The sequence below is a fragment of the Pseudomonas sp. B34(2017) genome, assembly GCF_002112915.1.
Lineage (GTDB): Bacteria > Pseudomonadota > Gammaproteobacteria > Pseudomonadales > Pseudomonadaceae > Aquipseudomonas > Aquipseudomonas pharyngis.
The window spans coordinates 705,602-727,409 of sequence record NZ_NEJA01000002.1 but is presented as its reverse complement, the minus strand read 5'-3'; the positions used below and the strand labels follow the sequence as shown (position 1 = coordinate 727,409).

Genomic DNA, 21,808 nt, shown 5'->3' with positions numbered 1-21,808 from the left:
TCGAAGCCGATGACTACTGTGGCCACTCACCACAGAGACATTGGAGCAGCGCATGAGCGTTATCGTGATTACCGGTGGCAGCCGTGGCATCGGCGCCAGTACTGCCGAACACTGTGCCCGTCTCGGGATGGGCGTCATCCTGACCTACAAGAGCAATGCCGATGCAGCCGCCGCTGTCGTGCAGCGGATTCAGTCGTCGGGCGGCAAAGCCGTCGCGCTTGAACTGGACGTTGCGGATGTCAGTCAATTCGACCGTTTCCGTGATGCCGTGCGACATAACCTCGACAGTATTTGGGGCGCGGCTACGCTGGCGGGACTGGTCAACAACGCGGGCCACGGGTTGTTCAATCCGCTTGAAGCGGTCACCGAGGCGCAGTTCGACGGCTTGCTGAGCGTTCATCTCAAGGGCCCGTTTTTCCTCACGCAAACCTTGTTGCCGCTGATGGGCGAGGGCGCCAGCATCGTCAACCTGACCAGCGCGACCACCCGAGTGGCTACCGCCGGAGTTGCGCCGTATGCCGCGTTCAAGGGCGGGCTGGAAGTGCTGACCCGTTACATGGCCAAGGAATTCGCGGATCGGCGCATACGGGCCAACGCTGTTTCGCCGGGAGCGATCCGTACCGAGTTGGGCGGTGGTCTGAACGACGAGTTCGAGGCATTGCTCGCCTCGCAAACGGCTCTGGGCCGGGTTGGCGAACCGCAGGATGTCGCGCGTGTCATCGCCATGTTGCTGTCCGAAGAGGGCAGCTGGATCAACGCCCAATCCATTGAAGTCGCGGGCGGCTATTTCATTTGAAGGCGAGGTAACTCCATGCTTGATCACATCTTTCTGTCAGTCAGCGACATTGAACGCTCCATTGATTTCTACACCGCCGCACTGACCCCGCTGGGCATCACCGCAAGGCTTGATTACGACGGCAAGGACGGCCCGCCGGGGCATCCGGACCTAAAAGGTTTCGGTGCCCATGGCCGGATGTTTTTCTGGTTGCGCGCAGGCGTAGTGGAGGGAGGGGCGGTGCATGTCGGGTTTGTCGCCAACAGCGAGGCCGAGGTTGATGCAGCTTACGCGGCGGCGATCAACAGTGGTGCTGTCGATAAAGGCGCTCCGGGCGCACGCCTGCATTACGACCCCGATTACTACGCCGCCAACGTCCTCGATCCGGACGGTTACAGCCTCGAATTCGTCTTCAAAAAATGGCAGCACGGCGAATGAGCACACTGATGATCTACGGCGCGACCGGGTACACCGGACGCATGGCGGTCGAACATGCCAAGGCACTGGGCCTGGACCTGGTCATCGCTGGGCGCACGGCCGAAAAGCTCGAGTCGCTTGCAGCACAACTGGATGTGCCTTTTCGGGTGTTCAAGCCCAATGAACTGACAGCTCAATCATTGGAGGGCATCGCGGTACTGCTGAATTTCGCGGGGCCGTTCGTCCAGACGGCGGACGCCTTGATGCAGGCGTGCATCCAGGCAGGTGTCGACTATCTGGACATCACGGCGGAGATCAATGTCTACCGGCGCGTCGAGCAGTTGGGTGCTCAAGCCGCCCGTGCAAACGTGATGTTGCTGCCCGGCGTCGGCTGGGATGTGGTGCCGACCGATTGTCTGGCGATGCATGTCGCTCGGCGAGTGTCGCAACCGCGTTCATTGAGAATCGCCTTGCAGGTCACGGGTTCGATGTCGCGCGGGTCGGCCCTGAGCGTCGGCGAAATCATTGGCGCAGGCCTGCTGGCGCGGGTCGATGGACAACTGGTCGCAACGCCCGATGCGCAACCCCGTCACTTCGATTTTGGTGACGGACCGGTGCTCTGTGCGCCGCTGTCGTTTGGTGATCTGGTGACCGGCTGGCATTCCACCGGCATTCCCGATATCGCCATGTTCGTGCACATCAGCGGTGACGCGTTTCCGGAGGGTGATCTGTCACAACTGCCCGAAGCGCCGAGCGTCGAACAGCGCGAAACTCATCGCGCCCGAGCGGTGGCTGAAATCAGCGGCGCCGACGGCAGTGTTGCGCGCTCGGTGATCGAGACCGTCAACGGCTATACCTACACGCCGCTCGCGGCTGTCGAAGCTGCACGTCGCGTACTGAGCGGGGAGCGACGGCCGGGATTTGAAACGCCGGCCCGGTTGCTCGGCATCGGGTTCGCCGAAAGCATTGCAGGCACAACCGTTACTGATTTCTGAAACGCGAGTCCGCTTCGGCCTCGCGCCTGGCGAAATCCTCAAGCTCACTTCACCTAAGGCCTCAAACATGTCATCCACACAGTTGCAGGACACCGCAGACAAACTTGCGGTGGTTGAAACGCTGTACCGGTTTGCCGCCGGAATCGATCTGCGCGACGAAGTATTGCTGGCTTCGGCGTTTACCGAAGATGCGATTTCCGACTTCCGGCCTGCCGCTGCAAAGGCCGGGTTCGAATACCCTGTTCTGCAGGGGCGCCAGACCATCGTGGCGGCGCTTTCAGGTTCACTAGCCGGTATCGACACCACGCACTCCGTCAACAATCCGCGAGTCAGCATCGCTGGCGATCAGGCGCAGGTAGATGCACTCGTGGAAGCCCAGCACGTGCCGCAAAATGATCATTCACGCCATTACCTGATGAAAAACCGTTACGACGTAAAACTGGTGCGGGCAGGCGACGCCTGGCTGATTCAAAGCGTCACGGTTGACAACGTCTGGCGCACGGGCGACCTCGGGGTGCTCTCCGGCGTTTAACCGGATTTGCGAGCCGGTTATCGTGAAGGCTTGATTGAGCGTGAGGTTTCGCCTGCCTCTGCGTCGGCTGATTCAGCTGTTATCATTCAAGCCTTTACAGCCGGGTAGATGAACATGAACCGCCAGAAAAAACTGCAGCAACTCTTCAAGGAAAAATCCAGAAAGGCCAACGCCAAACTGGCACCCAAGAGCAACAAACCGAAGTACATCAGCAAGGCGGATCGTTTGAAACTGGCGGCCGAGGCCACTCCCGAGGCAGTCGACGCGCCTGAGTCCTGATCAGGCAAGTAAAGCGCAGCGCTTCCCCTCAGCCAGCCGGCTGTGCAGGTTTGGCCAGCTCAATCCCCGCCGCCCCCAGCCGCTTGAGAATCTCGAACAGCAAATCACTCTTGGTCGTCCCGACAATCCTCGGGCTCGCCACATACCCGGTCACCGTCAACGTAATCCCGTCCGGCGTCAGCTTGCTGAAGCGCACGAACGGGGCCGGTTTTTCGAGGATGGTTTCGTGTTCCTTGTAGGTGTCGAACAGCAGGTTCTGCACCTGTTCGGGGTCGATATCCAGCGGGAACATCAGCTCCAGCGTCGCCACGCCCTGGGCGCTGCCGCCGAGGGTGACGTTGCGCAGGTTCTGCGAGATCAGTTGCGAGTTGGGCACGATCACGATCGAGCGGTCGCTGAGCTGGATCTCGGTGGCGCGCACGTTGATCCGGCGGATGTCGCCCTCGACGCCGCTGATGCTGATCAGGTCGCCGACCTTGACCGGGCGCTCGGTGAGCAGGATCAGCCCGGAGACGAAGTTCTTCACGATCTCCTGCAAACCGAAGCCGATGCCCACCGACAGGGCGCTGACGATCCACGCCAGGTTGGTCCATTGCACCCCCAGCGATGACAACGTCAGCAGAATCACCACCGCATAACCGATGTTGGAAAACAGCGTGCTGAGCGAGGCGCACATGCCCGGGTCCATGTCGGTCTTGGGCAGGAACTCGTTGTCGAGCCAGCGGCGCAGTGCGCGGATCAGGTAGATGCCGATCAGCAGCGCCAGCATTGCGTTGAGCAAATGGCCGGGGACGATGTTCAGCTTGCGCAGGCCGGCGCCGCCGAGGATCGTGCCGATGTTGGTCGCCAGTTGGCCGAGTGTGGTGCCGATCCCGCCGACGAACAGGGTGATGACCGCCAGCAGCAACAGCGCGGCTCGACCGAAACCGGCCAGCAGCGTTGAGGCCTGCTCAAGGCGTCGGTCACCGACCCCCAGCAGCTGTTTCAGCGCCTTGCCGCTGGAATGGCGGGGGGAGAAGAAGTATTCGCAGCTGTCGCTGAGCAATTGCATCAGCAGGTAAAACCCGGAAAACACGATAAACGCCCACACCAGTTCATAGGTGATGAACCGCGCCAGCGACACGTAACCCGTGAGCAGGGCGCCGAACGACAGCACCATCGCCAGGGTGGCAACGGTGTAAACCACCCCGGCGAAGGTGTTGCCCGCCACTTGGGTGTCACCGGCTGCGGCCAGTGTTTTGCGCACCCTGCCGACGCGCATCAGCAGCGTGGTGACGATGCCCAGCACCGCCAGCGCAATGATGCCTCTGCCTGCGAGCACAATCTGACTGCTCATGCCGGCGGCATTGCTGACTTGCACCGCCGTCACCAGCACCAGCAGCGTCGCGGCGAGGATCCGTGCGTAGGGATGCAGCGCGAGCGCCACCGGGTCAGCCACCGCCGGCAGTCGCCAGGACGGGTGCTCGGTCGAGAGCAACGCGCGGCTGAGCCCTGTGATCAGCACGCAGGCATAAACCACTTTCCCGAACTCATCGGAAAATGTCGCCAGCATCGGCGGCAACGGCACGTGACGGGTGCAGGCGTAATAGAGCAGTTGCAGGGCGATGGCGGTGGTCGCGAGAGTCGCCAGCGCCGAGGCGAACGCCAGCGAACTGCGGCGCAGTCGACCCTCCGGCATGCGGTGAATGCACACCCACGCCAGCCAGCGGTCGGCCAGTCGCCGCCCTAGCGTCCAGACGACGAAGGCCAGCACCACCAGCAGGGCGGTGTAAAGTCGCTGACCCGGTTGCCAGGCTTCGGCGCCGGTCTGTTGCACCTGTTCGAAGAAAGTGCGCAGACGCTGGCGATCATCCGCCGACGGATTGACAAGGGGAGCCCAGAAGCCAGGATTCAGAATGCTGTGGGTGCTGAGCGTCAATTCGCTTTCGAGCAATGTGCGGCGGATACCGGCGATCTGGGTGATCAGCTCCGTAGCGTTTTGCTTGAGGCTGGCGAGGTTCTTCAACGCCGTATCGACTTTGGTTTTCTGCTCGATCAACGTCGCCCGTTGCGCGGCGATATCGGCTTGTTCGGCAGCGACCGCTTCGGCCGGCGCGGCACCGAGCACGCCCAGTTGCACGGTCAGTTGCGCCTGCTGCGGTAACAGCGATGCCGACAGCCGATCGATGTCCAGAATGAACGTCTGCACCCGGTCCTGCGGGCCTTCGAGTTGGTTGTAATTGTTGGCAGACGAAATCTGCTGCTTGAGGCCGTCGAGGCGTAGTTGCAAGGATTGCAGATCGCTTTGCGTGACGCCGGGGAGCGGGGCGCCGACATCGGGCGTGCCGGGCAGGTCGGCGGCCGACACCATCGAGACACCCGGACAGAGCAGCGTCAGGGTGATGAACATCAATGACTTCAATGCATTACGCATGGGACTGGGCGATTCCGGTTGATCACACAAACATTGAGGTTAGGTGATGGAGCGCCTACTGCATCATTTTCTGCTGCTAATCCTGGCTTAATGCGTGTCCGGTGAGATCGCCGGGCAGCCGATTGTAGGCGCCCGTTTTCACGACTAGACTCCCGGCCATGAAACGCTATCTGCGGTTTTGTCTCGTTTTCCTGATCAGCCTGGCGCTTCCCCTCAGCGGGATGGCGGGCGTGCAGGCACCGACAGAACCGTGCCCGATGCAAACGATGGGCATGGCGATGATGGACGGCATGAACATGGATTGCTGCCAGGACATGAAGAGTCCTGCCGACCATGGCTCCCCCTGCAAACCCGGCCAGGAGTGCAAGACCGGCGGCCTGCTGCAAGTCGCGATCCTCAAGCCGCCCGTTACCGTGTTCAGTCCTGTCACGCATTCGTTCTTCAGTGATTCCCTGCCGCTAGCGGCCCCGTCCGGGGTCTGGCGACCGCCCCGCACCTGATTCCTGTCTCCCCTTGAAGCTCATTTCGCCCAGGCGGAGTGATTTGGCTGTGCGCGTGTTTTACGCCGCGCGCAGTGGACGATCACAGGAATCGTAAACATGACATTCAAGTGCAATTGCACGGGTTGGCCTCTGGTGGCCGGGCTTGCGGCAAGCGTGCTCGCGTGGCCGGGTTTCGCCGCCGCGCTGACGCTCGATGAAGCGCTGCGGCTGGCCGAAAACAATGCGCCGTCGCTGACCGCACAAGATCAGAAAATCCAGGCCGCCAGCAGCGCGGCCATTCCGGCGGGCGAGTTGCCCGATCCCAAGCTGGTGCTCGGTCTGCAGAACTACCCCGTGGGCGGCCCGGATCGCTGGAGCGTCGATCAGGATTTTATGACCATGCAGATGGTCGGTTACCGGCAGGAAATGCCCAACGCAGACAAGCGCAAGGCGCGCATCGAAGTTGCCGACGCAGTCATCGAGCGCGCGGCGGCCGAGCGCCGTGTCGAGCGTTTGAAGGTGCGTGAGGCGACGGCGCTGGCGTGGATCAGAGGCTATTCGGTCGAGCGCAAAGAAGCGTTGTTCCAGGAATTGTTCAAGGAAAACCGTCTGCTGAGTGAGACCGTCCGGGCGCAGATTGCCGGTGGTCGCGCACAACCTGCCGACGCAGTGACGCCGAAACAGGAAGCGGCCCGACTCGCCGAGCAACAGGACAACCTGACCCTCGAACGCACCCAGGCTCGAGCCGCGCTCAAACGCTGGATCGGCACCGCCGCCAACGACAAGCCCGAAGGCGGTTTGCCCGTGTGGCCGGTCGATGCCCCGACCTTCAATCATCAACTGCAACACCACCCCGAACTGGCGGCGTTCGCCCCCATGACCCGCGAAGCCCAGGCCAGGGTGCAAGAGGCGGTGTCCGAGAAGAAGTCCGACTGGAGCTGGGAAGTGGATTACCAGCATCGGGGGCGGGAGTTTGGCGACATGGTCAGCGTGCAGTTTTCCTGGGATCTGCCGCTGTTTCCCGAGACGCGCCAGAACCCGAAAATCGCCGCCAGACAGGCCGAAGTCAGCCAGTTGCAAGCCGAGCGCGAAGCACTGTCCCGCGAGCACACCGAGCAGCTTGAAAACCAGTTGGCCGACTACCAGCGCCTCGATCGGGCCGTGCGCCGCACCGAGGACAGCCTGGTGCCGCTGGCCAGAGAGAAAGTCGATCTGAGCCTGGCCAGTTATCGCGCCGGCCAGGGCGATTTGAACGCGGTGGTCAACGCCCGCCGCGAACTCATCGAGGCCCGCCTCAAACAGATCGACATGGAAGAACAACTCGCGCTGACCGCTGCGCGTCTGCATTTCGCTTATGGGGAGACCAGCCTGTGAACCTTAAACAATGGAACGGCGTGTGGCTGGCCGGCCTCGCGCTGGCGGTGGGTGTGGGTGGCGGTTACGGATTGGCCTACCAGCGAATGAACGGAGCAGCGGCTTCAGCCCCGGCGCCGAGCACTGAGCCCAAGGCCTTGTACTGGTACGACCCGATGTACCCGCAGCAGAAGTTCGACAAACCGGGCAAGTCACCCTTTATGGACATGCAACTGGTGCCGCGATACGCCAGCGGTGGGGAGGGCAGTGCGTCCGTCAGCATCGATCCGGGGCTGAGTCAGAACCTCGGTGTGCGTGTGGCGCCGGTCAGTCGCGGTGCCTTCACCTCGAGCTTCGATGTGAGCGGTGTGCTGGCGTTCAACGAGCGCGATGTCGCGGTGATTCAGGCGCGCACCAACGGGTTTGTCGAGCGGGTCTACGCCCGAGCGCCGGGGGACGTGCTCACGGCTGGCGCGGCGTTGGCTGACATTCTCGTGCCGGAATGGACGGCGGCCCAGAGCGAGTTTCTGGCGCTCAGGCGTAGCGGCGATGCCGACCTGATCGCCGCGGCACGCCAGCGCTTGCGGCTGACCGGGATGCCGTCGAGCCTGATTGCTCAAGTGGAGCGCAGCGGCAAGGTGCAGTCCGAACTGACGGTCACCAGCCCTTTGGGCGGCGTGCTGCAAGCACTCGATGTGCGGGCGGGTATGGCCGTGGCGACAGGTGAAACCCTGGCGCGGGTCAACGGGCTGAGCAGTGTCTGGCTCGCGGTGGCGGTGCCGGAATCGCAGACCGGTTCGGTTGCCGTGGGGCAGGCCGTCGAAGTGCGCCTGCCGGCCTTTCCCGGTGTTGTGTTCAACGGAGCGGTCAGCGCGATTCTGCCGGACACCAACCCGGACAGCCGCACCCTGCGCGTGCGGGTCGAGCTGGCCAATGCCGATGGCCGCTTGCGGCCGGGGATGACCGCACAAGTGCGGCTGAAACGTTCGACCGGGCAGAGTCAATTGTGGGTGCCGAGTGAAGCCGTGATCCGCACCGGCAAGCGCGCCTTGGTCATGCTCGCCGAAGACGCGGGGCACTATCGTCCGGTGGAGGTGCGCCTCGGTCAGGAAAGCGCGGGCAGAACGGTGATCCTCGACGGCCTGGCAGAAGGGCAGAGCGTCGTGACATCCGGCCAGTTCCTGCTCGATTCCGAGGCCAGTCTCAAGGGCATCATCGCCGAGCCGCTCGAAACGAGCGGGAACGTTTCGGGGAGCCAGCCATGATCGCCGCGCTGATTCGCTGGTCCGTCGCCAATCGTTTTCTGGTGCTGCTGGCGACGCTGTTCGTCACGGGCTGGGGCGTGTGGTCGGTGCAGAGCACGCCGATTGACGCGCTGCCGGATCTGTCCGATGTGCAGGTGATCATCCGCACGCCGTACCCCGGACAGGCGCCACAGATTGTCGAGAACCAGGTGACCTATCCGCTGACCACCACCATGCTCTCGGTGCCGGGGGCGAAAACCGTGCGCGGTTATTCGTTCTTCGGTGACAGCTTCGTGTACGTGCTGTTCGAGGACGGCACAGATCAGTACTGGGCGCGCTCGCGGGTGCTGGAGTACCTGAGCCAGATCCAGAGTCGCCTGCCGGCCAGCGCCAAACCGGCACTGGGTCCGGATGCCACCGGGGTGGGCTGGATCTATCAGTACGCGCTGGTGGATCGCAGCGGCGGGCATGATCTGGCGCAGCTTCGGGCGTTGCAGGACTGGTTCCTCAAGTTCGAGCTCAAGACCCTGCCCAACGTCGCCGAGGTCGCCACCGTCGGCGGCATGGTCAAGCAGTATCAGGTACAGCCCGATCCGGTGCGGCTGGCCAGCCTCCGCATCACCCTGGCGCAGGTGCGCGAAGCCATCGGCAAGGCCAATCAGGAAACCGGTGGAGCCGTGCTGGAAATGGCCGAAACCGAATTCATCGTGCGCGCTTCCGGCTACCTCAAGACGCTTGATGATTTTCGGGCGATCCCGTTAAAACTCGGTGCTGGCGGGGTGCCGGTGACTCTGGGTGATGTCGCAACGGTTCAGACCGGGCCGGACATGCGCCGGGGCATCACCGAACTGGATGGCCAAGGCGAAACCGTTGGCGGCGTGGTGATCCTGCGCAGCGGCAAGAACGCCCGCGAGACCATCGCGGCGGTCAAGGCCAAACTCGATGACATGAAAAGCAGCCTGCCGCCCGGCGTGGAGATCGTCACCACCTACGATCGCAGCAAGCTGATTGATCGCGCCGTGGAAAACCTCAGCCACAAACTGCTCGAAGAGTTCATCGTCGTTGCGCTGGTGTGCGGGATCTTCCTCTGGCATTTGCGCTCTTCGCTGGTGGCGATTATCTCGCTGCCGGTGGGCGTGTTGATCGCTTTTCTCGTGATGCGTTATCAGGGGTTGAACGCCAACATCATGTCGCTAGGCGGGATTGCTATCGCCATTGGTGCGATGGTGGATGCGGCGGTGGTGATGATCGAGAACGCCCACAAGAAAATCGAGGCGTGGCACGCGGCCAATCCGGGGCAGGCGCTCAAGGGCGAGCGCCATTGGCAGGTGATGACCGACGCGGCGGCGGAGGTGGGGCCGGCGCTGTTTTTCTGTTTGCTGATCATCACGCTGTCGTTCATTCCGGTGTTTACCTTGCAGGCCCAGGAAGGGCGGCTGTTCGGCCCGCTGGCGTTCACCAAGACCTACGCCATGGCGGCGGCAGCGGGATTGTCGGTGACGCTGGTGCCGGTGCTGATGGGCTACTGGATTCGCGGACGGATTCCGGATGAACGCCACAACCCGCTCAACCGCTGGCTGATCCGGATTTATCAGCCGGCGCTGGACGTGGTGCTGCGCCGGCCGAAATTCACGTTGCTGGTGGCGCTGTTGGTGTTTGTCAGCGCTGCCTGGCCGATTTCGCGGCTCGGTGGCGAATTCCTCCCGCCGCTGGACGAGGGTGATCTGCTGTATATGCCTTCGGCCTTGCCGGGTTTGTCGGCGCAAAAAGCCGCGCAACTGTTGCAGCAGACCGATCGGCTGATCAAGTCAGTGCCCGAGGTCGAGCATGTATTCGGCAAGGCTGGTCGTGCGGAAACCGCTACCGACCCGGCACCGCTGGAGATGTTCGAGACCACTATCCAATTCAAGCCCCACGATCAATGGCGTCCGGGCATGACCCCGGAAAAACTCGTGGAAGAACTGGATCGCGTGGTGCGAGTGCCGGGCCTGACCAACATCTGGATTCCACCTATCCGCAATCGCATCGACATGCTCGCCACCGGGATCAAAAGCCCCATCGGCGTGAAGGTCGCCAGCAACGATCTGGCCCAGATCGACGCCGCGACCCAGACTATCGAGCGTGTAGCCAAAGGTGTGCCCGGCGTCAGTTCGGCACTGGCCGAGCGGTTGACCGGTGGCCGCTACATCGACGTGGATATCGACCGCAACGCCGCCGGCCGCTACGGGCTGAACATCAGCGATGTGCAATCCATCGTCGCCGGTGCCATTGGCGGGGAAAACGTCGGGGAAACCATCGAGGGGCTGGCGCGGTTTCCGATCAACATCCGTTATCCACGAGAGTGGCGTGATTCGCCCGGCGCGCTGGAGCAATTGCCGATCTACACGCCTTCCGGTAGCCAGATCACCCTTGGCATGCTGGCGAAGATCAAGGTCACGGACGGCCCACCGATGCTCAAGAGCGAGAATGCCCGACCGTCCGGTTGGGTGTACATCGACGTGCGCGGGCGGGACATCGCTTCGGTGGTGGCCGATCTGCGTCGTGCCGTCAGTGAGCAGGTGAAATTGCAGCCCGGCATGAGCCTGAGCTATTCGGGGCAGTTCGAGTTTCTGGAGCGGGCCAATGCGCGGCTGAAACTGGTGGTGCCGGCGACGCTGCTGATTATCTTCGTGCTGCTTTACCTGACGTTCGCTCGCTTCGACGAAGCGCTGCTGATCATGGCCACATTGCCGTTCGCATTGAGCGGCGGTGCGTGGTTCCTTTATCTGCTGGGCTACAACCTGTCGGTCGCCACCGGGGTCGGCTTCATTGCGCTGGCCGGGGTTTCGGCCGAGTTCGGCGTGATCATGCTGCTTTACCTGAAGAGCGCCTGGGCCGAGCGCGAAGAACTCGGCGATCACTCCGAACGCGGGTTGATCGCGGCGATTCGCGAAGGCGCCGTGCAACGTGTGCGTCCCAAGGCGATGACCGTGGCCGTGATCATCGCCGGTCTGTTGCCGATTCTGCTCGGCAGCGGTGCCGGCAGCGAAGTCATGAGCCGCATCGCCGCGCCCATGGTTGGCGGCATGGTCACGGCGCCGTTGTTGTCGCTGTTTGTCATTCCGGCGGCGTATCGCCTGATGCGCCGTCGGCAGTTGCCCGTTGAAAACAAGGCACCCGAAAGCGATGGTGCTTCCATCCAGCCGTAACCCGGCGACGAAAAAAACCGGTGCGAACGTTCGCACCGGTTTTTAATTGTGGGGGTTGGTCATCAGATCGACCGCTGATTGACCCGCTGCATCAATTCCTCCGCCGATTCCTTGCGCTCGGAATAACGATCCACCAGGTCCGGTCGGTCACGCAGCAACAGCGTGAATTTCACCAGTTCTTCCATCACGTCCACCACCCGGTCGTACAGCGCCGAGGGTTTCATGCGATTACCTTCGTCGAATTCTAGATAGGCCTTGGGCACCGACGACTGATTGGGGATGGTGAACATGCGCATCCAGCGGCCCAGCACGCGCAGTTGATTGACCACGTTGAACGACTGCGAGCCGCCGCAGACCTGCATCACCGCCAGGGTCTTGCCCTGGGTCGGACGGACCGCGCCGAGGGCCAGCGGCACCCAGTCGATCTGCGCCTTGAACACCGCCGACATGGCGCCGTGGCGTTCCGGTGAACACCAGACCTGGCCTTCGGACCATTGCATCAGTTCGAGCAGTTCCTGGACTTTCGGGTGATCGCCCGGTGCGTCGTCCGGCAGCGGCAGACCCGAAGGGTTGAAGATTCGCGTCTCGGCACCGAAGTGCTCCAGCAGGCGGGCGGCTTCTTCGACCAGCAAGCGGCTGAAGGAGCGCGGGCGGGCCGAGCCGTACAGCAACAGGATGCGCGGCTTGTGCGCGTCTTCGTCACGCGTGGTTGTTTGAACCAGTGAAGGATCGAGGTTGGGCAGGTCGGTCATGTCGGCTCCGGTTACAGCGTGCTGATGCGGTCGAGCTCGTGCTTGAGGGCATCACGGTCAAGTTGGGCGAAGGGCAGGGCGAGGAAGGCTCGGCAACGGGTTTCGATTCGGGCGAGAGTGGCGCGGAAAGCGGCGTCGATGGTGCCTTCATCACCGCGCACATCCGACGGATCCTCCAGCCCCCAATGGGCTTTCAGGGCCGGGCCGAAATACACCGGGCAGGCTTCACCGGCGGCCTTGTCGCACACGGTGATGACGATGTCCGGCGGGTTGTCTTCGAAGGCCTCGTTGCCCTTGCTGCTCAACCCGGCGATGGAAATGCCGGCTGCCTGCAACGTGGTCAGGCTGCGCGGCAGCACCTGGCCCTTGGGGAAACTGCCGGCGCTGACTGCTTCGAAACCGGCCGGCGCCAGATGGTTGAACATCGCCTCCGACAGAATGCTGCGGCAGCTGTTGGCGGTGCACATGAATAGAACTCGCATTTTCGATCCTCAGCAGCAGGCAGACGTATTGAGCGGGCGATCGCCCATGGCCGCCAGTCGTGCGCTGTTTTCTTCCAGCCAGACGGTGTTGGCGGCGAGCGTGGTTTCAAGCAGCGTGCGAATCCATGCCGGCAGATCAGGGTTGAGCCGGTAATAAACCCACTGACCCTGACGACGATCCAGCAACAGACCGCAGGTGCGCAGTTGCGCGAGATGGCGGGAGATTTTCGGCTGACTGTCGTCCAGCGCGCAGACCAGTTCGCAGACACACAGCTCACCTTCACGGGTGATCAGCAGTGTGGCGCGGGCGCGGGTTTCGTCGGCGAGGCATTTGAAAACGGAGGCGGGGGTGAGCATGACGAGGTCTTCGGTACATATGGTTGTTCGAATATACGGATATCCATATGTGCTGGGCAAGTCTTGAGTTTGATGAAGTGGCAGCTCTCGACCGAAGGTGTGTTTAGCGCAGGCGCCTCAACGCTTGCTGAACGCCAACCGCGCAGCAAACAACACGAAAATCATCCCGGTGGTGCGATCCATCCAGCGAATCACCTTTTCCCGCCGCAGAAAACCGGACAGTGGCTGCGTCGCACCAATCAACACCAGCGACCAGATCAGCCCGAGCACCACATGAATGCTCACCAGCCCGAATGTCCACGGCACCAGCGGCTGACCTTGCGGAATGAACTGCGGCAGAAACGACACGTAGAAAATCCCGATCTTCGGATTCAGCACGTTCCCCAGCATGCCCTTGAAAAACCAGTTCGCCCCCGGCTTGCCGTCGGCTTCGGCCGGTGCCAGCGAGCGGCGAGGGCGCAGCAGCATGTTCAACCCCAGCCACGCCAGATACGCCGCGCCGCAATACTTCAACAGGTTGTAGGCCAGCTCCGACACCGCAATCAACGCCCCCAACCCAAACGCCACCGCCGCGCCCCACAACAGACAACCGGCATTGATCCCCAACGCCGCACGCAACGCCTGCTGCTTGCCTTCGACGGTGGCGGTGCGCAGCACCAGCGCGGTGTCGAGACCGGGCGTCAGGGTCAACAGCGTGGCGGCGAGGGTGAAGGCGAGGAGGTTGTCGGCGATGGACATGGCGCGTTGGTCTCCGGTACTGGATGCGGGAACGGTAGCGGTTTCAGGCGGGGGGATCCAGCAGGGAAATCAGGCGCGGTTCGATGCGGTCGGGTTGTATCTCGAGGATCGCCAGCGTCACCGGCAATTTGAAACGCCGAGGGCCGGCGCTGCCGGGGTTGACGTAGAGACGGTCACCGCGCCATTCGATGCGGGGCTTGTGGGAGTGGCCGGTGATGATGAGCTTGATGCCCGGATCGAGATCAGCGGGGACATCGGCGATGTCGTGAACGAGGAGGGTTGGCCAACCGTTGAGGGTGAAGGTCAGGAGGTCGGGGAGGTTTTCGGCCCATTGGCTGTTGAGGTCGTTGTTGCCGCGCACGGCGTGGACCGGGGCGATCTTGGCCAGTTGGGTGAGGATGTCCGGGTTGCCGATGTCGCCGGCGTGGATGATCTGGTCACAGCCCTGGAGCGCGGCGAGGGCTTCGGGGCGGAGGAGGTTGTGGGTGTCGGAGATCAGGGCGGTTTTCATGTGGGTTTTCCGAGGATATTTCGGGTGGAAGTGGCTGCTTTCGGCCAATAGCAGACGTTCGCCCTCGACCGTTAACGGCCATTAGCGCGCGATGATCGTGTTGTTTATCGTAATGCGGCCGAGGCGCCATTCACATGCGTCGCATCCTAGGGTTAAACCTCCAGGTAAGTCTTAACTCCGCTATCCAGCTCATCAAATCACAGCGCAGGCGATTGATTGTTCTGTTTCCAAGCCCGCGGAGTTACACCTTCGGTTCGCACGAATGTGCGACAGAAGTGAGACTGGTCAGAGAAGCCACACTCCAGTGCAATGTCCGCAATTAGCAATCTCGACGTCTGAAGTAACTGCTTGCCCCTCAGAATCCGCTGCTCTCGCATCCATTCTTTGGGTGAGACGAGAGTGGTTCTTTTAAACTGACGGGTGAAATGGCTGCGCGATAGCGCACAGGCCTGTGCGATAGCTGCTACTGAAATATCTGCGTCCAGGTTATCGAGCATTAACTGCTCCGCGCGTTGAATCTGCCAAGGTTTCAATTGCCCAGTCTGTTTAGTCAAATCCTTAAGTGAGGACGCGCATGTTTCGTTTTTCATCCTGATTCCTTTTTCCCAGTAGCCGGTTGATAAGCTCAATCCAGCGGTCAGTCGATGGAAAAAATTTAACGGAATGCGTGTCGCAATAGGGGCGCATTTTTGCGCTGCTGGAGGCGCAAAAATGCGCATTTTCAATAGTGTTTCCGGTGCTAGCCTTTGCCTCCCGACAACTCGAATCGACATCATTCGACTCGTCATCTTCAAGGAGAAAGCAATGGCTGCTTCACAACCGCACGGCAAAAACACCGCTTACTGGGGAGTCTCATGGGAGGAGGGCTACGGCTATCCCCAGGCCAGAAAAGTTGGAAACGAGATCTATATCTCGGGTCAGTTCAACCACGATGAGGAGGGTAACCTGGTTGCTCCCGCGCCTTTGAATAGCGAGGGGAAGCCCAGCGATTTCTCGTCGATAGGAGAGCAGATGCGCGCCTCTTACGACAACATCGCCAAGTTGCTCGCGCTCTATGGAGCGACCCTTAATGATGTCGTCGAAGAAACGCTCTACGTATTGGATATGGACGCGGCCTTCGCCGTGGTAGGTGATGTGCGCAAAGCCGCATATCGCACTGAGCGGCCCCAGTGCGCGAGCAATATAATCGGTGTATCCAGGTTGGCTCAACGTTCACAGCTGATTGAAATTGTCTGCAAGGCTGTCATCGGATCTAGCGCCGACTAAGAGACGCTCCCGGTTTCGCCCTGCGCAACCGGGAGATCCAGTTGCCCTTCGATCAAAGGCTTTTGATGCGCTACGGCTGCTGCACAAAAAGTCATGAATGCTTTTACTCTCCATGACTTTCGAATGTCCTGATGCGTAAGCAGCCAGAGCTCATCCTGTAGTTCGCGCACAACTGGGCCGACGCGTCTTAACCCAGGCGTAATGTCTCCCAGCATGCACGGAAGAAACCCATAACCAAGGCCTGCCGCAATGGCGACGCTCGCCGCCGCGACTGAGTCGGTACGATAAGAAATACAGTCGGCGCTGACTCTGTTCTCGACGTAGCTCTTAGCCTTCAGTCCACATAATCCTGCGGAATAGGACACCCACGGTTGGCCTTCTGCGAACGGGATAGCAGTCGCTTGTTTTATGCTGCCATAAGGCGCCCATGCGATCGAAGCGAGCTTGCGCCCGACGAGACTTTCGGCAGGTTTTTTCGTCGCTCTCACCGCCACGTCAGATTCATCGCGAGCGAGACTTAACGTCTCGTTGCCAACCAGAACCTCGATGGCAATGCCTTCATTAAGCGCTTTGAAGTCGGCGATGATCGGCGTGAGGAAATACAGAAGCAGGGAGTCGCTAGTAGTGATCCGAAGCTTTCCCTGTGGCCCTTGACCTGCGCGAGAAACCCGACGTGTAACGCTGACGATATCAAGCTCGACGCGTTCGGCGAGCGCCCTTAACTCAATGCCCTCGGGCGTCAGCATGTACCCAGAACGGCGGTGGTCAAATAAAACGACCCCAAGTGTCTTTTCCACTTGAGCCACACGACGCGATACGGTGGATACATTGATTCCCAAGCTTTTTGCAGTCGTGGCTCTGTTGCCGCATTCGCTTAGCGTTTTGATGATTCGCAAATCGTCCCAAGAAAGCCGACTTGCAGCCTCGCTTAAACTCTGGGTGGCGCCGGTTGGTAAGGGCGGATTGATTGAAGCTTTTTTTGATGTTGGTTTCACGCCAAGCATCCCAAACTAAGGTTGCCCATCATACGAAATGGCTGGAGGCGAACCAAGGAGTCAAGTGCACAAGCGGACTCGGCTCGAGCAACCGGCCCGGATGTTCCGGTTAGATCGGGTGGCGTCAGTCGTTCTGGGCGAGTATTAGGCCTTTACCATCTTCCCCTGACCAACTTCGTCGTGCAGCTTTAAGCACTTCATTCTAATCAGTCGAATGTCCGCTTTTGGCCGAAAGCTGCCATTCCCCATGGCAGCTTCGACCAACGCTTATTCCCTCTTTCGCTCCGAACTAGCCGGTCGTCACCAAAGAGGGCAAACGTTTAGCTCTTCACCTCAACATGATCCAACGCCTGATTCACCGCCAACTCGCTCAACATCACCAGCTGCGCAATCCCGATCGCAGTCTTGCGATGGGCAGGCTCTAGCGTCGCAGCAAAGTTGTTAAGCATTTCGCTCGCGGAACCCAGTGATTCGCTGGCGTTGGCCAGCAGGGATTCGGTGTCGTAGGCCGGATTGGCCAGGTACATGGGGTCGTGTTTGTGGTGGCTGCCCATGACTCGTTGCTGCGGGGTGAGGTAGTGATCGAGGGCGCGTTCGGCGGCTTCGTTGAGGGTTCGGGAGTCGGGGAATTTGTAGGGGGAGACTGGATCGGTTTCCGGGGGATTCGGTGTTGGTTTGATCATGGTGAAACTCCTAATTATTGAAAAGGAGCCTTCACCCTCGCTACCAAACGAAGGGTGGCGGCCAATACGCGGGTTGGTAGACCGGTAACTAGGAACCCGGCGCACTCGAAAGTGCCCTGCGCATGGCCACCATCAAGTGCAGTCCTGGGGAGGTCTGCGAATGGCGCGCTATGCGACTAGTTAACTCGGGCTACCAAACCCCATCACTGTTTTTCAGTGACCCGGAAACGATAAAACCCGCGTCCCAGACGCACAAGCCGGCGGATTCTGGCGTAGTCGTAGGCAATGACGCAAGGCGTTGTAGCCTTGAGGAAGTAACGCTGAGTGTCTTTAAACAGCGAAGGCCGAAACCCTTAAACAACCTCCGATGGCTCCTTCAATAACCTTCGTATTGGATCTTTCCCCGGCGCTCTGCTGCCCTGAACCGGCTCCGGCCAGGCCATCACGCAGGATGCCGAACCCGGCTGGCATCTCTGGAGGGCGGGCACCCGAACTGGCGACTGTATTCCCGACTGAATTGCGACGGGCTTTCGTAGCCCACTCGATAACAGGCGCTCGCCACATCCAGCCCTTCGCCGAGCAACAGGCGGCGGGCTTCCTGCAGGCGCAGTTGTTTCTGATACTGCAGCGGGCTCATGGCCGTCACCGCCTTGAAGCGATGATGCAATGTGGAGTTGCCCAAGTTGGCGACCCGGGCGAGTTCTTCGATGCGCAAGGGTTGGGTGTAGTGGTTGTTCAACCAGTCGATTGCCCGTGTTACTCGCCGTGTTTGCGAGTCGCCGAGGGCAAGCTCATACAGACGACGGCCATGCACACCCCGCAGGAGGCGGTAATACAACTCGCGAAGGGCGAGCGGTGCCAGCATGCCGATGTCTTTCGGTGTTTCCAGCAGCCGGACCAGCCGCAGCATTGTTTCCAGCAGGGGCACATCGACTTTCTCGAGGAAAAGACCAAGCTCCGGCTCGTCCGGGACGCCTGCCGGCGGAGCATCGGCGATGATCTGAGCGATTTCCGTGGGCTCGAAATCAAACCGGATACACAGATAGGGCGCCTCCGGGCTGGCCATCAGCACGCGACCGGACACCGGAAGGGTGACCGAAACCACCAGGTAGCTGAGGGGGTCGTACAGGTAGTGGTCGTCACTCAGGCCGATTTCCTTTTGCCCTTGCACGATCAGGCAAAGTGCCGGTTTGTGCACGGTATGGATCAGCTCCGAAGGTGAATCGAAACGGATGACATGCAGGGGAGCTATGGCGGTCTCATAGATCCCGGGTGTGGTAAAGCGTTGCGTCAGCAGGCGAACCAGTTCGTCACGGTAGACGGCTGTGTTTTGAAGGATGAAAGCATCGCTCTGTTCCATTTCAAGGCTCTCACAAGTGTTCATGAGCGTCTGCCTGAAGCTTTTCAGGCAGACGATATTCACCCGACATCATCAAAGTACTCATTGCCGATAGAGGATCATTCCGGCGTGATACAGCACGTCGTCATGAAAGTGGCCATCAGCGGTGAAGCCGGTGTCGTCCCAGTACTGGATGTAATCACCGACCAGTTCGTAGCGGCCCTGATAGGCGCTCTTGTTTTTACCACGGGCCTCGTCGTAACGACCAGTCGTCAGAAGCTCATGACGGATGAATCCATCCGCGGTGACCCACATGCCTGCGTAACGATGGTCGTGAGTGGTTTTTTTGGCATCTTTCATCACTTCTCTCCTCGGATGTTCAGACTGAGCCGATACGGCCCAAAGCCGTGCAATCAGAGCCGTTTTCGGCAACGCGAAAACCCGGAGTGCGATCACTGCCACCTTCAGTTACGCGCATGCCGGGCGTGCGGTCCGAACCATCAGCGGCAACGCGGAACCCTGGAGTGCGATCACTGCCGCCTTCAGTGACGCGCATGCCGGGGGTGCGGTCCGAACCATCTGCGGCAACGCGGAACCCCGGAGTGCGATCACTGCCACCTTCACTCACGCGCATGCCGGGAGTTCGATCAGCACCGTCAGCGGCCAGGTACAGGCTGGTCGAGGAAAGGTTGATTGCGCAGGCCACCATCGCGCCGATCACCAGTGAAAGGGAAAGCCGTTTTGCATTTTTCATTGTTCAGTCCTCATTGACGTTGTTCATCTGAGCGGCCTGCCGTGGCCTGTGTGTGCATCCGTTGCGTGGTTTCAGATTACGTAGCCGAGCGCAGCGGTGTTAGGACGAAACTGCCGCAGATTTGCCTGATCCTCTCGGGTTGGTCGGGCATGTCCTGCGGCGCGTTTGTGCTGCGGCTCAGCCGGCCGTGACCGTCATGCCGCCGTCGGCCATGACCACCGAACCGACCATGAAGCTGGCCCGATCCGAGGCGATGAACGCGACCACTTCGGCGATTTCTTCCGGTTGGGCGGCGCGGCCGATCGGCGCCGCTTCGCCATGTTGGGCGAGAAAGGCAGGGCCATCGTCGACCACATTGTTGAGGATATTGGTCACCACATCGCCGACACCGACAGCATTGACGCGGATGCCATGGCCAATGACTTCAAGCGCCAGGGTGCGCGTCAGTTGGGCCAGCGCGCCCTTGGAGGCGGTGTAGGCGGCAATGGTGGGGAAGGCGAAATAGGAGGCGTAGGACGCGATGTTGACGATCGATCCGGACTTGTTGGGCATCATCGCTTTGACCGCCTCCCGGCTATGCAAAAAGGCCGCCGTGGCGTTGACCGCCTGAATGCGTTCCCAGTCTTCGCGGGTCATGTCGATGACCAGTTTGTTGATGATGATGCCGGCGTTGTTGACCAGAATGTCCAGCCGTCCGAATTGCTCGACGGCCAGGGCGACCGCGCGTTCGGCTGCCCCGTCCTGAGTGATGTCGGCCACCAGGGGGATCAGGCCGGGGCGGGCCAGTGCTTCCACCTCAGGGTTTATATCTTCAGCAATGACCTGGGCGCCGCGGGCATGCAGCAGTAGTGCGATGGCCTTGCCGATGCCACTGGCCGCGCCAGTGACCAGTGCGACTTTACCGGCTACTTCGTTTGGGGTGCTGTTCTTGAAGTCGGTCATGATGTTCTCCAGCGTTTTTGATCGAGTAGGGATAAGCCGTGTTGGCGCCGGCGAGGCGCTGTCATCGGCGACGGGCCTACTGTCTCGCAGCGAGGCAAAGTCGGCTTTCGTGAGATTGCCCACGCTGTCGGGGTTTTGCGCTGAATGTCAGTGAGGGAGGTTCGGTGCTCGATTCAACCCACGGCAAAAGCCCGATATCATCGAGCCGGTCTGCTGACGCGGCGTGCGGGCAAGCATCGGAGACCTGTCTGGCTTCGCACAGCCGAATCTGAAAAGGACGAGTTCATGGCAAATACCGGGCGTACCTCCCAGGACGCGTTGTCGACATCCTCTCGAGACTTGCGCATCAACGGCGAGTCGATGGGTGAGTTCCTGCCAGGTGAACCCCAGGCGTTACCCTCGCGTCCGGAAATCACGGACGTGGTGATTCAGCTGTTTACCCATCGCAGCGTTACTGAGCCGATTCTCGTGCCTGCAGTGGTGGAACCGCTGCTCGTTCTGGTTCTGGCCGGGGCGGCGACGGTAGAGGAGCGCGCATTGGGGGGCGAGTGGGAAGCTGCCGAGGTCAGTGCCGGCGATTTTTTCCTCACCAGTTCCGATGAGCCGTATGAAATGCGCTGGCAGACGCACGGAGGCGATACCTTCGAAGTCATGCATCTTTATCTGGGGCTGCCCTTGATCGAGCAAGCGTCTCGAGAGCTGTCGGGCCAGCACGCCGGGCCTGTGCGTTTGCGCGATGTTTCAGGGGCACGGGACGGGCGCGTCGCGTTTGTCATGGAGCAGTTGCGCACGGAACTGCTCCTGGAACGCTCGCCCAGCGCGCTTTTCGCCCGCTCTCTGGCGCAGGCGCTGGCCGTGCATCTGGTGCGCAGCTATCTTGCTGAAAGCCAGCCCGGGCGTCGGGTCAACGCCTTGCAAGCCTACAAGTTGCGCAAAGTCACGGACGCCATGCGCGCGCATCTGAGCGCTGAATTCAGCCTGGCAACATTGGCAAGCCTTGCCGAGCTGAGCGAATACCACTTCAGCCGCCTGTTCAAGCGGGCGACGGGGCTTTCGCCATCGCAGTACTTCATCCGCTTGCGCATGGTTCGTGCACGGCACCTGCTACTGGAAACCCGCCTTAGCATCATTGACGTCGGGCTGGAGGTCGGCTACTCGAGCCCCAGCCACTTCTCGCAGGTCTTTCGACGTGAAGTGGGCGTAACGCCCAGCGAGTTCCGTGGGGCCTGAGCGGCGCTTCATCACAAATTTGCAAGCGATGCACACAGACACGAATAGGCAAAAGTGGCGCAGGTTTCGGCACGCGTCGAC

The 21,808-nt window shown here is 60.9% G+C and carries 24 protein-coding genes; 11 read left to right on the top strand and 13 right to left on the bottom strand.

All coding sequences use genetic code 11. The annotated features are described in order from the left end of the window. Window positions 1–52: 52 nt before the first annotated feature. The 5 genes from CAF80_RS08725 to CAF80_RS08705 all read left to right on the top strand — a co-directional run bounded on the left by CAF80_RS08725 (window position 53) and on the right by CAF80_RS08705 (window position 2,998). Window positions 53–796: an SDR family NAD(P)-dependent oxidoreductase gene (locus CAF80_RS08725; RefSeq protein WP_039773129.1), complete on the top strand. Its 744-nt coding sequence runs from the start codon at window positions 53–55 to the stop codon at window positions 794–796. 15 nt (window positions 797–811) lie between these two features. Then, window positions 812–1,213 carry a VOC family protein gene (locus CAF80_RS08720; protein ID WP_039773131.1) on the top strand — a complete coding sequence of 134 codons (402 nt, stop codon included), beginning with the start codon at window positions 812–814 and terminating at the stop codon, window positions 1,211–1,213. Continuing rightward, entirely contained in the window at window positions 1,210–2,187 is a 978-nt protein-coding gene (locus tag CAF80_RS08715) for a trans-acting enoyl reductase family protein (protein ID WP_085667181.1), read from the top strand. The genes CAF80_RS08720 and CAF80_RS08715 overlap by 4 nt, the downstream gene beginning before the upstream one ends. A gap of 67 nt (window positions 2,188–2,254) precedes the next feature. Next, window positions 2,255–2,719 (top strand): nuclear transport factor 2 family protein, encoded by a 465-nt coding sequence (locus CAF80_RS08710; RefSeq protein ID WP_039773134.1) that lies wholly within the window; start codon window positions 2,255–2,257, stop codon window positions 2,717–2,719. 114 nt (window positions 2,720–2,833) lie between these two features. Then, a complete protein-coding gene (locus CAF80_RS08705) occupies window positions 2,834–2,998 on the top strand; it encodes a DUF2986 domain-containing protein (protein WP_074690817.1) in 165 nt (54 codons plus the stop codon). 28 nt (window positions 2,999–3,026) lie between these two features. Here the strand turns inward: CAF80_RS08705 and CAF80_RS08700 are convergent, their stop codons facing one another. Further along, window positions 3,027–5,411: a DUF3772 domain-containing protein gene (locus CAF80_RS08700; RefSeq protein ID WP_085667180.1), complete on the bottom strand. Its 2,385-nt coding sequence runs from the start codon at window positions 5,409–5,411 to the stop codon at window positions 3,027–3,029. Window positions 5,412–5,569: 158 nt separating this feature from the next. On the opposite strand from CAF80_RS08700, the gene CAF80_RS08695 reads away from it, so the two are divergent. From CAF80_RS08695 to CAF80_RS08680, 4 genes are all read left to right on the top strand, one after another. Then, the gene (locus tag CAF80_RS08695; protein ID WP_039773137.1) at window positions 5,570–5,911 is read left to right on the top strand and encodes a hypothetical protein; all 342 of its coding nucleotides are present in this window, start codon (window positions 5,570–5,572) and stop codon (window positions 5,909–5,911) included. Between the two features lie 99 nt (window positions 5,912–6,010). Then, on the top strand, window positions 6,011–7,267 hold the full coding sequence (locus CAF80_RS08690; RefSeq protein ID WP_085667179.1) for a TolC family protein: 1,257 nt from the start codon (window positions 6,011–6,013) through the stop codon (window positions 7,265–7,267). Beyond that, complete coding sequence (locus CAF80_RS08685) at window positions 7,264–8,511, top strand: efflux RND transporter periplasmic adaptor subunit (RefSeq protein WP_085667178.1); 1,248 nt, start codon at window positions 7,264–7,266, stop codon at window positions 8,509–8,511. The genes CAF80_RS08690 and CAF80_RS08685 overlap by 4 nt, the downstream gene beginning before the upstream one ends. Then, window positions 8,508–11,678, top strand: coding sequence for an efflux RND transporter permease subunit (locus CAF80_RS08680; protein WP_085667177.1), 3,171 nt, complete (start codon window positions 8,508–8,510; stop codon window positions 11,676–11,678). Before CAF80_RS08685 ends, CAF80_RS08680 begins: the two co-directional genes overlap by 4 nt. A 62-nt stretch (window positions 11,679–11,740) precedes the next feature. Here CAF80_RS08680 and arsH read toward each other — a convergent pair whose 3' ends face one another. From arsH to CAF80_RS08650, 6 genes are all read right to left on the bottom strand, one after another. Continuing rightward, window positions 11,741–12,430, bottom strand: a complete 690-nt coding sequence (gene arsH, locus CAF80_RS08675; protein WP_085667176.1) for an arsenical resistance protein ArsH — start codon at window positions 12,428–12,430, stop codon at window positions 11,741–11,743. Window positions 12,431–12,441: 11 nt separating this feature from the next. Then, complete coding sequence (locus CAF80_RS08670; RefSeq protein ID WP_085667175.1) at window positions 12,442–12,912, bottom strand: arsenate reductase ArsC; 471 nt, start codon at window positions 12,910–12,912, stop codon at window positions 12,442–12,444. A 9-nt stretch (window positions 12,913–12,921) separates the two neighbouring features. Beyond that, entirely contained in the window at window positions 12,922–13,269 is a 348-nt protein-coding gene (locus CAF80_RS08665) for a metalloregulator ArsR/SmtB family transcription factor (RefSeq protein WP_085667174.1), read from the bottom strand. Between the two features lie 117 nt (window positions 13,270–13,386). Continuing rightward, window positions 13,387–14,007 (bottom strand): LysE family translocator, encoded by a 621-nt coding sequence (locus tag CAF80_RS08660; RefSeq protein ID WP_064595875.1) that lies wholly within the window; start codon window positions 14,005–14,007, stop codon window positions 13,387–13,389. A 43-nt stretch (window positions 14,008–14,050) separates the two neighbouring features. Beyond that, entirely contained in the window at window positions 14,051–14,518 is a 468-nt protein-coding gene (locus tag CAF80_RS08655; RefSeq protein ID WP_074690822.1) for a metallophosphoesterase family protein, read from the bottom strand. 197 nt (window positions 14,519–14,715) lie between these two features. Further along, window positions 14,716–15,237: an AraC family transcriptional regulator gene (locus CAF80_RS08650; RefSeq protein ID WP_371916408.1), complete on the bottom strand. Its 522-nt coding sequence runs from the start codon at window positions 15,235–15,237 to the stop codon at window positions 14,716–14,718. A gap of 85 nt (window positions 15,238–15,322) precedes the next feature. On the opposite strand from CAF80_RS08650, the gene CAF80_RS08645 reads away from it, so the two are divergent. Beyond that, window positions 15,323–15,784: a Rid family hydrolase gene (locus tag CAF80_RS08645; RefSeq protein ID WP_074690968.1), complete on the top strand. Its 462-nt coding sequence runs from the start codon at window positions 15,323–15,325 to the stop codon at window positions 15,782–15,784. Here CAF80_RS08645 and CAF80_RS08640 read toward each other — a convergent pair. From CAF80_RS08640 to CAF80_RS08615, 6 genes are all read right to left on the bottom strand, one after another. After that, window positions 15,781–16,788, bottom strand: a complete 1,008-nt coding sequence (locus tag CAF80_RS08640) for a LysR family transcriptional regulator (protein ID WP_039773153.1) — start codon at window positions 16,786–16,788, stop codon at window positions 15,781–15,783. The two genes, CAF80_RS08645 and CAF80_RS08640, sit on opposite strands and share 4 nt — an antisense overlap. 311 nt (window positions 16,789–17,099) lie before the next feature. Then, on the bottom strand, window positions 17,100–17,462 hold the full coding sequence (locus tag CAF80_RS08635; RefSeq protein WP_074690824.1) for a DUF6124 family protein: 363 nt from the start codon (window positions 17,460–17,462) through the stop codon (window positions 17,100–17,102). A 442-nt stretch (window positions 17,463–17,904) separates the two neighbouring features. Then, the gene (locus tag CAF80_RS08630; protein WP_074690825.1) at window positions 17,905–18,822 is read right to left on the bottom strand and encodes an AraC family transcriptional regulator; all 918 of its coding nucleotides are present in this window, start codon (window positions 18,820–18,822) and stop codon (window positions 17,905–17,907) included. A gap of 81 nt (window positions 18,823–18,903) precedes the next feature. Further along, window positions 18,904–19,161: an Atu4866 domain-containing protein gene (locus tag CAF80_RS08625; RefSeq protein ID WP_074690826.1), complete on the bottom strand. Its 258-nt coding sequence runs from the start codon at window positions 19,159–19,161 to the stop codon at window positions 18,904–18,906. Window positions 19,162–19,180: 19 nt separating this feature from the next. Beyond that, window positions 19,181–19,555: a hypothetical protein gene (locus tag CAF80_RS08620; RefSeq protein ID WP_074690827.1), complete on the bottom strand. Its 375-nt coding sequence runs from the start codon at window positions 19,553–19,555 to the stop codon at window positions 19,181–19,183. A 177-nt stretch (window positions 19,556–19,732) separates the two neighbouring features. Further along, window positions 19,733–20,497, bottom strand: a complete 765-nt coding sequence (locus tag CAF80_RS08615) for an SDR family NAD(P)-dependent oxidoreductase (protein ID WP_039773162.1) — start codon at window positions 20,495–20,497, stop codon at window positions 19,733–19,735. Window positions 20,498–20,782: 285 nt separating this feature from the next. Here CAF80_RS08615 and CAF80_RS08610 point away from each other — a divergent pair, with 285 nt between their 5' ends. After that, a complete protein-coding gene (locus tag CAF80_RS08610) occupies window positions 20,783–21,727 on the top strand; it encodes an AraC family transcriptional regulator (protein WP_074690828.1) in 945 nt (314 codons plus the stop codon). Window positions 21,728–21,808: the final 81 nt, after the last annotated feature.